The organism is Helicobacter bilis ATCC 51630 (genome assembly GCF_000686565.1).
Classification (GTDB): Bacteria; Campylobacterota; Campylobacteria; order Campylobacterales; family Helicobacteraceae; genus Helicobacter_A; species Helicobacter_A bilis.
On record NZ_JMKW01000053.1, the window covers coordinates 1 to 14,004 of the forward strand.

The window sequence follows — 14,004 nt, forward strand, 5'->3', positions numbered from 1 at the left end:
AGATTCTAGAATCTTGTCATTTTGAGCCATAGGCGAAAAATCTTGTTTAGTTTTTACATTAGATACTTCGGCTAACGCCTCAGTATGACAAGCGGTTGGTTTAGAATCTAGATTCTGTGTCAAATCTGGGTGGGTTAGGGGGTTTGAGGTATAATTTTTGGAATCTAGATTCTTATTATCTGTATCCCATATTGGGTGTCTATTAGATTCTATATAGGTTTTATGAGATTTAGAATCTTTTGTGCTTGTGCTAAATGAAGCATACAAACCTTTGATAGATAAAAGTAAATCTTTTGTTGCATCTGCTAATACACCTTCTCTATTCATCACTACATCCTAAAAATCATAAAATTCTAAAGGTATATAAGGTTTGTAAGCCATCATTTTGGCACATGATTAATCTCTATCCCATTACGCAATATTGTCGCATTATAGTTATCTGTGATAAGAATGTGTCTTGCTGATTGTGGCAAGTCTATCTTATATGTTGTTTTAGAATCTGTAAGCATAATCACATCAAGTGGATTCATGGCGTTGTCAAAAATAAGGATTTTTGGATACCATGCTTCTGTGTTGTCTTTTGGTGTGATTTGGATTGTGCCTGTGGTTATGGCTGTAAGCCAGTATTTGCCATTAATTTGTGTAAGCGTGTTTGTGCCTTTTGCAAGGACTTTTGCTGCTGCGATATTTGAGTTTAATAAGCTTATATCATATATCCAGTGTGTAGCGGAGTAGCGATTGACATCAATGATTGCATAGCCCCTCTTTGTTAGATTTGTAGCCATAACGATTGGATCGACACTAGATTCTGCATTGAGCGTGTATGTGAGTTTTATTTTTTCATCTTCTTTTGTTGCTTCGGTTACATAAAAATATGAGTAGCCAATACTGCTTAAAATATTACTTGCACTATACGCAAGGAAAGTAAAGCTAGGCTCTCTATCAGTCTGCTTTTGTGCGTTAAGGCGGAAGGTAACAGATACATTGCTGGGTTTTGCAAGCTTGAGAGAGAGTAAGCCATTGCTTTTTAATGCACTAAGCACCTTAACTACATTAAGATTACCGCCTTGATAGAATGCCTTTTCATTGGCAAATATTTTTTTTATAAATTTCTCATTTGCTTGATAGCTATTTTTTGTCATTAGTTTTTGCACTTTTTGTTGCAATTCACTTGCGATAAGCATATTACAAAGTAGCAATGCGGTTATACAGATTCTAAATATATTCATTATTTGCCCCCTAATGCTTTGTATTCTTTTTGTGTGATGAGTTTCATGCCGCTTTCTTTATCATATAGCATGTAGGTTACCCCTCTTTGATTGTATTCAAAGGTTTGTCCATTTGCTTCTATGCTTAAGACTGCATAGCCAAAATGAAATATCGTAGGATTTTTAATCGTAAGGGTAATAGGTGTTTTCTTTGTGTATTTTTCTCCACGCACTTTTGTGATAGTATCCACCCATGCAAACCATACATCTTGCTTCGGTGTGATTGTAAGGGTTATTTCTTTTGTATTTTTACTATCTTGTTTTACTTCTTGTTGAGCTATTTTAGAATCTTCTTTTATGTCTTGTTGTTTAGAATCTTTTCCTTGTGTTTGGTCTATATTTTTTGCTTCATTGTTTTTTGTGGCTATTTGCTCTCTTTTTTCTTCATTATCATTTAATGCGTCATAAAGAGAGATTGTAGGATAGGCTTGTTTTATATCTTTTTCAACAATTCTTTTTTGTGTGTTGTTTTGTTCTGCTACATGACTTGCCTGCGTATTATTAGAACCCACAAAGTAGATTCCAAAAGCGACAAGTAGCACAACGCTAATGCTAGATACTGCAATAATCAGCGTTTTATAGGATACTTGTTGCTTTGGCATGCTGATTTCTATATTCATACTGCTTAGTTGCTGCTTATTGTTTGTTGTTTGTTGTTTTGATTTTGGAGATTTTACTTGTTGTGTGTTTATAGGATTCTCTTTATCTGTATTTTCTAGTTTAGAATCTTTATTTCCAAAATCTTGTCTAGAAGAATCTTGTTTGGAAACTTGCGGGCTACTTATTTTTGTGTTAGTAGAATCTGATTGTAGTTTTTCTGTTTGCATGGTATCAGATTCTAAAACATTAGGATCTTTTTGAGTATTTATTTGCTTATATTCATCATACTCCTTTACCCATTCGCTTAAGTCAAGTTGCAATTCACGCTCTAGAATCTTTATAAAGCCATGTGCTCTAGTTGGATCAATATTATCAAATTTTTTATCCAAAATATCATGTAGTCTTACTAGCGTAATCCTTGTTTTACGATGAATTTCTTCTATATCCATTTGTTTTAGTTTGTCAAAATCAGCCATAATATTCCTTTTTTATGTGTTGGATTCTATCAATGAGTATTCCTGCTGCAACGCTTGCATTTAGAGAATCAAAGCCATTACACATAGCAATATGCAAGGTGTAATCAAGCTTATTTAATAGCCTTTGTGGCAGCCCTGTATCTTCCCTGCCGATAAAAATAGCCCATTTGTTGGGTGTAGATTCTAAAATATTTTTATTATTTTTACCTGCTCCAATGAGTGTAAATTGCTTCATTTTTGCTTCATTGGCAACACTAAGGCTTGATTTATGAAAAGAAAAGGGCATGTTGAGTAATGCCCCACTGCTTGATCTAAAAATCCCCTCTAATGCCTGCGTGTTTAAAGTGTCTCTATCGCTGATTACAATCCCACCAATGCCAAGTGCATAAGCTGTTCTCACAATAGCCCCAATATTTCCAATATCACTCATGCCGCATAATACAACTAGGCTTGAGAAATCAAGCAAGGCTTTAAATGGGGTTTGCTCGATGGGCTTGATTTTTGCAAATACACCTTGATGATTTTTCCCCCGTGCAAGACTTTGTGCTTTTTTATTATCTATCCTAAGGATTGGCACATTTAGCCTTTTTAGTTTAGCAAACAAAGGCTTTTCTATATCTTTTGCTAAATAAATCTCTTGAATATGCGTAGGTGCATGATGTATCACATATTCAAAACATTGCTTCCCAAAAATAATCATTACTAGAATCCACAGCTACTAATTTTTTCTGTAATGCTACCATAAAAAAGCTAGAGTTTTACTCTAGCTTATCGAAATAAATATTTATAAATAAAGATTTTTGATGATATATGTTATTAGCTGTTTAGAATCCTTTATTCAATCTTTGACTAGAAGTATTTGTAATGATATAACTTTGTAGAATTGCCCATGTCCATACACCAGAGACAATATATCCTAAAAATTGTAAATAAAGAACAAACAGGTATTGTGTGTAAAAAGGCAAACTATACGCAGATTAAATCTTACAATTTACTTCAATAAAAGAGATAAAAGTTTCATCTAACTCATTGCAAACTAGAGTTTAGATAAAGTCATCTTCATCTATCTCTGTGATACTTACGCCATTATAATAGAATTTTTCACTATTACCGCAAAGCCATTTTCTATCGCTTGGAGTTTCTGCTTTTAGATAGATCACTTGCGATGTAATGCCAGAGTTTCTTACATGTTTCGTGCATTTAATAAGCACATCATCACCCCTTTCAGAGCAACATACACCAATCCCACCAACTACTTGAAAATTTTTGTCTAAAATCAGCATAATCATTCCTTATTATTTTAATTTCAACTAAATGGGCTAAATTATAGCAGATTCTAATAAATTTTTACTCTCAATGTGTCAATATGCTTAAAGTATGAGTTATAACTCATTTTGTATTGTTATAAAGAACTTGTCAGAAAATATATACAATTTGGTTTTGATTTTATAAATTTATGAGAATGCTATGCGATATTTTAGTGGTTTTGGTTTGTATGGTGATTATGCTTTATTTGAGTCGCTTTTATATGATTTTGGTTATGTGCCAAATCATTATGACATTATAGGTTTTAGCTCTGGGGCATTGTCTGCTTTGCAGTATGCTATGCAAAGGATTGTCAATAAACAAAGGGTTGGCAGAGTGATTCTCTTATCACCACTACTTTATACACATCATATTTCTAGTGATTCTGTGTTAAATATCGCAGGTTTAGATTCTGATTTGATTAAATCTTTTAAGCAAAATGTAGAGAATCTAGATTCTAAAAATTATACGCAAATTATAACTCATGTAAGTTTTGAATCTTTTGCCAAAGAATTTTCTCATATTAATATTTACACATTATGGAATCTCTTTAAAAAAGCATGTATTCATTCATATAAAAAGGACAAGCTAAAATATCATACTATGCTGTATAAGCAACTTGGATTTCACATAACAGACGATATAATGAGCTTAGATTCTCATAATAACAAGGAATGTAGAGTTTTTACACAATTTGAAAAACTCACAACCTTAAGGAATCTATGGGATATTCATGCTATCGATTTAGAGAAAATAGAGAAAAAATCGCAAAAGTTTGTGGTATTTATCGCAGAAAATGATAGAATAACAAACTCAAAATTAATAAGCAAATATTTATCGCAGTTTGGAATCTGCTATATATTAAAAGGTCGAAACCATATTTTACAGAGAGTAGCTAACAAAAGGGCATAATAACGAATATGAAAAAAAGAGCATTTTCAGGTATCCAGCCAACAGGCAGTCTGCATTTAGGTAACTATCTTGGTGCCATCAAGCAATGGGTAAAAAATCAAGCAGAATATGAAAATATCTATTGTGTTGTAAATACTCATGCTATAACGATACACCAAGATCCAAAGGTTTTGCAGCAAAATACTATAGAACTTTTTGCTATGCTGCTTGCGTGTGGGCTTACAAGCGAGAATACAAAGCTTTTTGTGCAAAGTAGAATTGATTTTCATGGTGCGCTTGCGTGGATTCTAGATTGCAATATCGGTATGGGTGAGATGAGTCGCATGACTCAATTTAAAGATAAATCACAGAAAAATCCGCAAAATATAAATGTCGGACTTTTTAATTATCCAGCGTTAATGGCGGCTGATATTTTATTGTATCAAAGCGATTTTGTGCCAGTTGGAGAAGACCAAAAGCAGCATTTAGAGCTTACAAGAAATGTTGCCATGAGATTTAATGAACGCTATGGAGAATGCTTTAAAGTGCCAGAGCCCTTAATCGCAGAGGTTGGTGCTAGAATCATGTCGCTTGATGACCCAAGTGTAAAGATGAGTAAGTCAAATAAAGGTGAATATAGTGTGATAAATCTGCTTGATTCTAAAGATAGCATTATAAAAAAAGTCAAAAAAGCCACCACAGATAGCTTTAATGAGATTGTGTTTGATAAGGAAAGGGCAGGGCTTTATAATCTCTTGTGTATTTATGAATGTATCACAGGTAAAAGTCGAAATGAGATTGAAAATAGTTTTAAGGGCTATGGCGAGTTTAAGATTGCACTTGCTGAAGCCATTTTTGCAGAATTAGAGCCAATACAGCAAAAATATCATCAATTCATGCAGGAAAAAACTTATATTAATGATATAATCACGCGTGATGAAACATACATTAGAGACCTAGCCCAAAGCACTTATGATAGGGCAAAGTCTCTAGTAGGTTTAATTTAATTTTATTTTAAGGAGACAGCGATGGATGACATTGTAAAAGAAGATATTTCTACGATTATAGAGCAGATTCAAGATTCATTAGATGAGCTTGAAAGCCACTTTGAAAAGCTAGAATCTAAGAGCGCGAAAAACTCAGAAACAATCAACAATATGATTGAAGAAATGCGATTAAATCTTGAAACCTTGCGTGATTTTCAGGATGCTTAATCTTTAGTCTGTTGTTTCACAAAAGCTTTTATTCGTTTGGAGTGTGGCTAGAAAATAGTTCATACTTTCCATGATCTAATCCACACAATTTCTACACAAGTTTTTTCAAACTCAGTGATTTCTATGTCTTTATGTATAGCATTATATATTAGGTTTATTTGGTTCTTCATTATTTTGTGAGCAGGATTAAATATGAAGTTTGATTCTATATTTTTCAATCATCGAAAGAAAATCGTGTTGCGAGAAATATTACTCTTAATAAGATAAATTAATAATGAGTGTTTGTTAATTATCTTGAATATGCAACTACAAGTGGTATGAATTCAGTATTAATGAAAATTTTATGTAGGCTTGAATAATCTTTCATTTGATTGAGATTGGCAAAAGAGTCTTGTTGCAATTATTGTTAGAAATAAGTGTCGTTGCTATCACCCATATTTATACAATGTAATTTTAATTTACATGATAGTCATTAGAATTGCCTTAAAAAATCCCCCCTAAAAAACAAACTCTAAAAAAAATCAAAAACTTTTTTAAATTTAAGCTTTATTTAAGCTTTGTTAGCATATAATTCTGTTTCTCAAGTTTGCAGAAAGCAAATTAAAGATTTACAAGATGTAAATATACCGAATATTATAGCATTTTTTCATTAAAATCAGTAATATTTTTATCAAACTCTTTTTGTCCTTTTAGATTTTAGAGTTTTTATATTTTGTTTCACTTTTTTGTGTTTTTGTTAATACTTGCGTTATTTGACTTTGGAAATTTTGATATTTTTAAAGCAATGATCTTTGACAACTAAGCAAGATTTGATTGTGATATTGTAGCTAGATTGTTTAAAGTTAATATCTTAGTTTTGTAAAATTATTATGAAATTTGAATATTGCTTTTTGCTATGTCTTAAATGCTTCAATTTTATTTTAACAACCAAGTCTTTAAATTGTTAATCTATACAACTCGACTATAACTGATTTATTATGTTTTGCTTTAGTCTTTGTAAGAGAGTAGGGCAGGGCATAGTAAGTTTTAGTCTTTGTGAAACATTTTAGAGATTAGGACAAATTCTTTAAATAATAATCTTTAATGTTATGGCATTTTGTATGTAACTTATGTTAAATATGAAATGTTGTTTGATATTGAGATTATTTGTGAAGATTCTAACTGATATATTTTAAGCTATATGTTTATTGTGTATTTTGTTGGGTTTTCATTATTATGGAGAGTTTGCTACTATTGATTTGATAGATACAAACTTCCATGATTCTTATGGAGAGTTTGATCCTGGCTCAGAGTGAACGCTGGCGGCGTGCCTAATACATGCAAGTCGAACGATGAAGCTTCTAGCTTGCTAGAAGTGGATTAGTGGCGCACGGGTGAGTAATGCATAGGTTATGTGCCCTTTAGTCTGGGATAGCCACTGGAAACGGTGATTAATACTGGATACTCCCTACGGGGGAAAGGGGCTTTCAATAAAGAATTTCTCTTTTTAGTGCTTTGTGTTGTTGGCACAAAATTCTAGTATTTGGAATGAGAAATTGATGTTGTGAAGCAATTTGTGCGGAGACTAGACTTAGTGTCTGTCGCACAAGCAAATTGCGAACTCATCGATTTATCGTCCAAAGACGAATTTTTTATTGAAAGCCTTCGCTAAAGGATCAGCCTATGTCCTATCAGCTTGTTGGTGAGGTAATGGCTCACCAAGGCTATGACGGGTATCCGGCCTGAGAGGGTGATCGGACACACTGGAACTGAGACACGGTCCAGACTCCTACGGGAGGCAGCAGTAGGGAATATTGCTCAATGGGGGAAACCCTGAAGCAGCAACGCCGCGTGGAGGATGAAGGTTTTAGGATTGTAAACTCCTTTTGTAAGAGAAGATTATGACGGTATCTTACGAATAAGCACCGGCTAACTCCGTGCCAGCAGCCGCGGTAATACGGAGGGTGCAAGCGTTACTCGGAATCACTGGGCGTAAAGAGCGCGTAGGCGGGAGAGTAAGTCAGATGTGAAATCCTGTAGCTTAACTACAGAACTGCATTTGAAACTACTTTTCTAGAGTATGGGAGAGGTAGGTGGAATTCTTGGTGTAGGGGTAAAATCCGTAGAGATCAAGAGGAATACTCATTGCGAAGGCGACCTGCTGGAACATTACTGACGCTGATGCGCGAAAGCGTGGGGAGCAAACAGGATTAGATACCCTGGTAGTCCACGCCCTAAACGATGAATGCTAGTTGTTGCCCTGCTTGTCAGGGCAGTAATGCAGCTAACGCATTAAGCATTCCGCCTGGGGAGTACGGTCGCAAGATTAAAACTCAAAGGAATAGACGGGGACCCGCACAAGCGGTGGAGCATGTGGTTTAATTCGAAGATACGCGAAGAACCTTACCTAGGCTTGACATTGATAGAATCCGCTAGAGATAGTGGAGTGCTGGCTTGCCAGAGCTTGAAAACAGGTGCTGCACGGCTGTCGTCAGCTCGTGTCGTGAGATGTTGGGTTAAGTCCCGCAACGAGCGCAACCCTCGTCCTTAGTTGCTAGCAGTTCGGCTGAGCACTCTAAGGAGACTGCCTTCGTAAGGAGGAGGAAGGTGAGGACGACGTCAAGTCATCATGGCCCTTACGCCTAGGGCTACACACGTGCTACAATGGGACATACAAAAAGATGCAATACCGCGAGGTGGAGCAAATCTCTAAAATGTCTCTCAGTTCGGATTGTAGTCTGCAACTCGACTACATAAAGCTGGAATCGCTAGTAATCGTGAATCAGCAATGTCACGGTGAATACGTTCCCGGGTCTTGTACTCACCGCCCGTCACACCATGGGAGTTGTATTCGCCTTAAGTCGGGATACTAAATTGGTTACCGCCCACGGCGGATGCAGCGACTGGGGTGAAGTCGTAACAAGGTAACCGTAGGTGAACCTGCGGTTGGATCACCTCCTTTCTAGAGATATGTTAAGATATTTGTTTATCTTAATCATTATGAAGTTGTTTAGATATAGTTGCTATATAGTCTATAAATTATGTCTTTTTATAGTTGTATGCTATGTGGTAGTGATAGTTTGGCTATGATATTGCATCTTGCTTAGTTTTCAGAGATTATTTGCGTATTTTATAAATATTAAATATTGAAATCGAATTTATGTCATATTTTGCTATTGCTTTTAACTAGCTTTCTCTTTAGTAAAGGGCTTATAGCTCAGGTGGTTAGAGCGCACCCCTGATAAGGGTGAGGTCGGAGGTTCAAGTCCTCCTAAGCCCACCATAAATTGTTCTTTTTAATGCTTTGTAGAGTGTTAGAAAATAACTAAAGTTGAATATGGAAACTAGATTCTAGTTTTACTATCATCGTTAGGGGGGAATTAGCTCAGCTGGGAGAGCGCCTGCTTTGCACGCAGGAGGTCAGCGGTTCGATCCCGCTATTCTCCACCATTTTGAGAATAGTCTCTAGGTATGCTATATAAATGAGTAATGCAATAATATGATTTAAAAGAGAGTATATAAGTTTATTATAAATAATATAAAAAATGATTTGATATGTTGAATACACATAGCATAGGTTTTAATTATATGAAGCTTGTAGATATGTGTGAGAGATATATGAAGTCTAATGCAAGGTTTTAGTCCTTCTTTATCTGAAGAAAGCTTTGCATTAGACTTTAGTCTAAATGTTATTTGAAATTTTATTGTTAATAGCCTAAATAGTAATTAACTACAATTACGCGACATACTTGTCTTATTGAGGTAGGGTTTATTGAAGCTATACAATGTAATGTGTTAGAGCTTGTGAGAGTAGATTCTATGAAGAATAGAATCTAGGCTAGGGTTTGTTCTAATGTAAAGCAAAGTATGGGTTGTGGAATTATCTTTAGGCAGTTTCGTGGGTTGTGCAGATAAATGTGCGGAGACTAACCTGAAGGTTGTCCACAAATATCTAGCAAACTCCCGCGAAACTGACAAAGAGAAACCACAAGAATCTTGCATTCAATAAGGCAGTATCCTTAGAAGTAAAAGCTTTTAAGGGCAGATGGTGGATGCCTTGGGTGATAGAGGCGATGAAGGACGTACTAAGCTGCGATAAGCTATGGGGAGCTGCTAAGAAGCTTTGATCCATAGATTTCCGAATGGGGCAACCCAGCTAGTAGAGATACTAGTTATGTAGGCAACAGAGAGTAGAGATTGACAAATGGCGAAATATTTTAGATGAGAAATTAATGTTGTGAAGCAATTTGTGCGGAGACTAGACTTAGTGTCTGTCGCACAAACAAATTGTGAACTCATTAATTTATCGCCAAAAGATAAGCCAAGTTTCTATTGTCTGTTGCCTACAGGCGAACCTAGCGAAGTGAAACATCTCAGTAGCTAGAGGAAAAGAAATCAAACGAGATTCTCCTAGTAGCGGCGAGCGAACGGGGAAAAGGGCAAACCAGTAGCTTGCTACTGGGGTTGAGGACTGCAATATCCACTTGAATAATGTAGCAGAAGTGTTTGGAAAAACACATCATAGAGGGTGATAGTCCCGTATGCGAAATATTATTCATAGGTAGCAGGATCCAGAGTAGGCCAGGACACGTGAAATCCGGGCTGAAGCCGGGGAGACCACTCTCCAACCCTAAATACTACTATCACACCGATAGCGAACAAGTACCGTGAGGGAAAGGTGAAAAGAACCGCAGTGAGCGGAGTGAAATAGAACCTGAAACCATCTGCCTACAATCATTCGGAGCCCTATGATTTATCAGGGTGACGGACTGCCTTTTGCATAATGATCCTGCGAGTTGTGGTATCTGGCAAGGTTAAGCACACGCGAAGCCGTAGCGAAAGCGAGTCTGAAAGGGCGTTTAGTCAGATGCTGCAGACCCGAAGCCAAGTGATCTATCCATGGCCAAGTTGAAGCGAGTGTAATAGCTCGTGGAGGACTGAACTCGTACCCATTGAAACGGGTTGGGATGAGCTGTGGATAGGGGTGAAAGGCCAAACAAACTTGGTGATAGCTGGTTCTCTTCGAAATATATTTAGGTATAGCCTCAAGTGATAGTAATAGGGGGTAGAGCTCTGATTGGGCTAGGGCTGCTCACCGCGGTACCAACCCCTGTCAAACTGCAAATACCTATTACCGTATCTTGGGAGTCAGGCGGTGGGTGATAAAATCAATCGTCAAAAGGGGAACAACCCAGACTACCAACTAAGGTCCCAAAGTTCTATTCTAAGTGGAAAATGATGTGAAGTTACTCAGACAACCAGGAGGTTGGCTTAGAAGCAGCCATCCTTTAAAGAAAGCGTAACAGCTCACTGGTCTAGTGATTTTGCGCAGAAAATATAACGGGGCTAAGATAGACACCGAAGTTGTAGATTGTGCTGATGCACAGTGGTAGAAGAGCGTTCGTATCAGCGTTGAAGGCATACCGGTAAGGAGTGCTGGAGCGATGCGAAGTGAGCATGCAGGAATGAGTAGCGATAAAAGTGGTGAGAATCCACTTCGCCGAAAGTCTAAGGTTTCCTACGCGATGCTCGTCATCGTAGGGTTAGTCGGGTCCTAAGACAAGTCAGAAATGGGTAGTCGATGGAAAATGGGTTAATATTCCCATACCAACATTAGTGTGCGATGGGGGGACGCATAGGGCTAAGTAGCGTTAGCTGATGGAAGTGCTAATTTAAAAGCGTAGATTGAGAGATAGGTAAATCCGCTCTTGTATTCGAAACTTGAATAGCTTGTTGCGATCTTCGGATCAAGATGAGTGCTACTGACGCCGTCGTGCCAAGAAAAGCCTCTAAGTTTAGCTAATGTTGCCCGTACCGCAAACCGACACAGGTAGATGAGATGAGTATTCTAAGGCGCGTGAAAGAACTCTGGTTAAGGAACTCTGCAAACTAGCACCGTAAGTTCGCGATAAGGTGTGCCTAAGCAATTAGGTCTCAGCAAAGAGTCCCTCCCGACTGTTTACCAAAAACACAGCACTTTGCAAACTCGTAAGAGGAAGTATAAGGTGTGACGCCTGCCCGGTGCTCGAAGGTTAAGAGGATTCGTTAGCAGCAATGCGAAGCGTTGAATTGAAGCCCGAGTAAACGGCGGCCGTAACTATAACGGTCCTAAGGTAGCGAAATTCCTTGTCGGTTAAATACCGACCTGCATGAATGGCGTAACGAGATGGGAGCTGTCTCAACCAGGGATTCAGTGAAATTGTAGTGGAGGTGAAAATTCCTCCTACCCGCGGCAAGACGGAGAGACCCCGTGGACCTTTACTGCAGCTTGGCACTGCCGATGGGAGCATTATGCGCAGGATAGGTGGGAGGCTTTGAAGTCTTCACTCTGGTGGAGATGGAGCCATCGTTGAGATACCACCCTTAATGTTTCTGTCTGCTAACTAGCTTGAGTTATCCTCAAGTAGGACAATGCCTGGTGGGTAGTTTGACTGGGGCGGTCGCCTCCTAAAAAGTAACGGAGGCTTGCAAAGGTTGGCTCATTGCGGTTGGAAATCGCAAGAAGAGTGTAATGGCATAAGCCAGCCTGACTGTAAGACAAACAAGTCAAGCAGAGACGAAAGTCGGTCATAGTGATCCGGTGATTCTGTGTGGAAGGGTCATCGCTCAAAGGATAAAAGGTACCCCGGGGATAACAGGCTGATCTCCCCCAAGAGCTCACATCGACGGGGAGGTTTGGCACCTCGATGTCGGCTCATCGCATCCTGGGGCTGGAGCAGGTCCCAAGGGTATGGCTGTTCGCCATTTAAAGCGGTACGCGAGCTGGGTTCAGAACGTCGTGAGACAGTTCGGTCCCTATCTGCCGTGGGCGTAGGAAAGTTGAGGAGAGCTGTCCCTAGTACGAGAGGACCGGGATGGACACGCCACTGGTGTAAGAGTTGTTCTGCCAAGAGCATCGCTCTGTAGCTACGCGTGGATGTGATAACCGCTGAAAGCATCTAAGCGGGAAGCCAACTCCAAGATTAACTTTCCCTGAAGGTCGCAGCAAGACTAGCTGCTTGATAGGGTAGGTGTGTAAGCATAGTAATATGTTCAGCTGACTACTACTAATAGACCGTTTGGCTTTTTATATAAGGATTACTGCCTTATTGAGTGCAAGATTCTAAAGGCTTATTGTTTAAGTTTAATTATTCAAGTTTATATGCGAGTTTATATATAGGTATAGATTTAGAATAAGAAGCTTAGATATAGAATCTGCTTTGATAAGAGAGAAGTGTAATTGAGAAGCGTAATTGAATAGTGAGTTACTAAATACAAAAGAATAACATTGAGGCTTTATGTATTGTATAGATTCTTAGTCGTTGTGGTAGCATATGTTTTTATGCTAATGTAATGATATTAGAAAATGCAGTAGTGTAAGCAGTGTAAAATCACTTGTATGGCTATTAACACCATTTACCCTATAAGGAAAATGGAAATAAGGACAAAAGAAAAGTTTCTTTAAGAGTTTTAAGCTATGTAGAAAATGCTTTTAAATGCTTGGTTGTAGAATCTTAGTCAGTGTGGGTTGAGATTCTAGCTTGAGCGTTTAGTTTAGTATTCATCTCTTTTTTGTTTGTTTCTATGAAGTTTGACTTTGATTGAGCTTAATTTAAAGATAGGTTTAAGGCAGATTCAAATATAAGAACAAACATAGCATAGATAGAGCTTGGAGCTTGTGTAAGTTTTTAGGGCTATCAAGCTTTACTTTTTTAAATTGTAGAGCTTTAGCTTATTGGTTGATTTGTCTTTATTTCCCTTTTCCTTGTGTCTATAGAGAGAAGGCAACACCCAGCTCCATTCCGAACCTGGCAGTTAAGCTTCTCTTCGCCGATGATACTGCACCTTTCAGGTGTGGGAATGTAGGTCGATGCAGGGATAGGGAAATTTTAAATTCTTCTTATAATTATTTTTTTTAGCTACTTTTTTATTTTCTTTTTTTGGATTTTTTTGTTGTTATGTTTGCCTTTCAATGTATTTGTAATAAAATGATAGAATTAATAGGGTAGGTTTATGGGGATTTTCCTAAAAGGTTTTCTTTTATCTCTTTCGCTTATTGTTGCTATTGGGGCACAAAACGCTTTTATTATTAAGCAGGGCATAACTCGTAACTATGTTTTTGTGGTGAGTGGAATCTGCTTTATCTGCGATGTGATTCTAATGGGACTTGGGATTTTTGGGGTAGGGGAGTTTTTAGCGAAAAATAAAGTTTTAAACTTGCTTATCGCATCTGCTGGGATTTTATTTGTTGTGTATTATGGCTTTATTTCTTTAAAATCCGCATTTTTTCAA

General features: G+C 37.6%; 8 protein-coding genes, 2 tRNA genes, 3 rRNA genes and 1 pseudogene. 9 read left to right on the forward strand and 5 right to left on the reverse strand.

Annotation, left to right across the window (positions count from 1 at the left end; all coding sequences use genetic code 11):
- The 5 genes and pseudogenes from T368_RS13825 to T368_RS0109310 form a co-directional block, all read right to left on the reverse strand.
- Nucleotides 1-327, reverse strand: a pseudogene (locus T368_RS13825) (ATP-binding cassette domain-containing protein); the annotation flags it as partial.
- 53 nt (nucleotides 328-380) lie between these two features.
- Nucleotides 381-1,229 (reverse strand): hypothetical protein, encoded by an 849-nt coding sequence (locus tag T368_RS0109295; protein WP_004088551.1) that lies wholly within the window; start codon nucleotides 1,227-1,229, stop codon nucleotides 381-383.
- Complete coding sequence (locus tag T368_RS0109300) at nucleotides 1,229-2,344, reverse strand: helix-turn-helix domain-containing protein (RefSeq protein ID WP_004088550.1); 1,116 nt, start codon at nucleotides 2,342-2,344, stop codon at nucleotides 1,229-1,231. The genes T368_RS0109295 and T368_RS0109300 overlap by 1 nt, the downstream gene beginning before the upstream one ends.
- Nucleotides 2,337-3,044 carry a TrmH family RNA methyltransferase gene (locus tag T368_RS0109305; RefSeq protein WP_004088549.1) on the reverse strand — a complete coding sequence of 236 codons (708 nt, stop codon included), beginning with the start codon at nucleotides 3,042-3,044 and terminating at the stop codon, nucleotides 2,337-2,339. The genes T368_RS0109300 and T368_RS0109305 overlap by 8 nt, the downstream gene beginning before the upstream one ends.
- A 343-nt stretch (nucleotides 3,045-3,387) precedes the next feature.
- Nucleotides 3,388-3,627, reverse strand: a complete 240-nt coding sequence (locus T368_RS0109310) for a hypothetical protein (RefSeq protein WP_004088548.1) — start codon at nucleotides 3,625-3,627, stop codon at nucleotides 3,388-3,390.
- 184 nt (nucleotides 3,628-3,811) lie between these two features.
- On the opposite strand from T368_RS0109310, the gene T368_RS0109315 reads away from it, so the two are divergent.
- From T368_RS0109315 to T368_RS0109355, 9 genes are all read left to right on the forward strand, one after another.
- Entirely contained in the window at nucleotides 3,812-4,561 is a 750-nt protein-coding gene (locus T368_RS0109315; protein ID WP_004088546.1) for a hypothetical protein, read from the forward strand.
- Between the two features lie 8 nt (nucleotides 4,562-4,569).
- Nucleotides 4,570-5,547, forward strand: coding sequence for a tryptophan--tRNA ligase (gene trpS / locus T368_RS0109320; protein ID WP_004088542.1), 978 nt, complete (start codon nucleotides 4,570-4,572; stop codon nucleotides 5,545-5,547).
- Between the two features lie 21 nt (nucleotides 5,548-5,568).
- The gene (locus tag T368_RS0109325; RefSeq protein ID WP_004088541.1) at nucleotides 5,569-5,754 is read left to right on the forward strand and encodes a hypothetical protein; all 186 of its coding nucleotides are present in this window, start codon (nucleotides 5,569-5,571) and stop codon (nucleotides 5,752-5,754) included.
- Between the two features lie 1,263 nt (nucleotides 5,755-7,017).
- Nucleotides 7,018-8,695 (forward strand): 16S ribosomal RNA (locus tag T368_RS0109330).
- A gap of 244 nt (nucleotides 8,696-8,939) precedes the next feature.
- A tRNA-Ile gene (locus tag T368_RS0109335) sits at nucleotides 8,940-9,016 on the forward strand.
- A 91-nt stretch (nucleotides 9,017-9,107) separates the two neighbouring features.
- Nucleotides 9,108-9,183: transfer RNA gene (locus tag T368_RS0109340), tRNA-Ala, on the forward strand.
- 575 nt (nucleotides 9,184-9,758) lie between these two features.
- Nucleotides 9,759-12,804 (forward strand): 23S ribosomal RNA (locus T368_RS0109345).
- 671 nt (nucleotides 12,805-13,475) lie between these two features.
- Nucleotides 13,476-13,591, forward strand: a 5S ribosomal RNA gene (gene rrf, locus T368_RS0109350).
- Together the 16S, 23S and 5S rRNA genes with 2 tRNA genes alongside form the textbook arrangement of a ribosomal RNA operon.
- A gap of 134 nt (nucleotides 13,592-13,725) precedes the next feature.
- The coding region (locus tag T368_RS0109355) for a LysE/ArgO family amino acid transporter (protein ID WP_004086529.1) at nucleotides 13,726-14,004 on the forward strand (279 nt) is incomplete at its 3' end.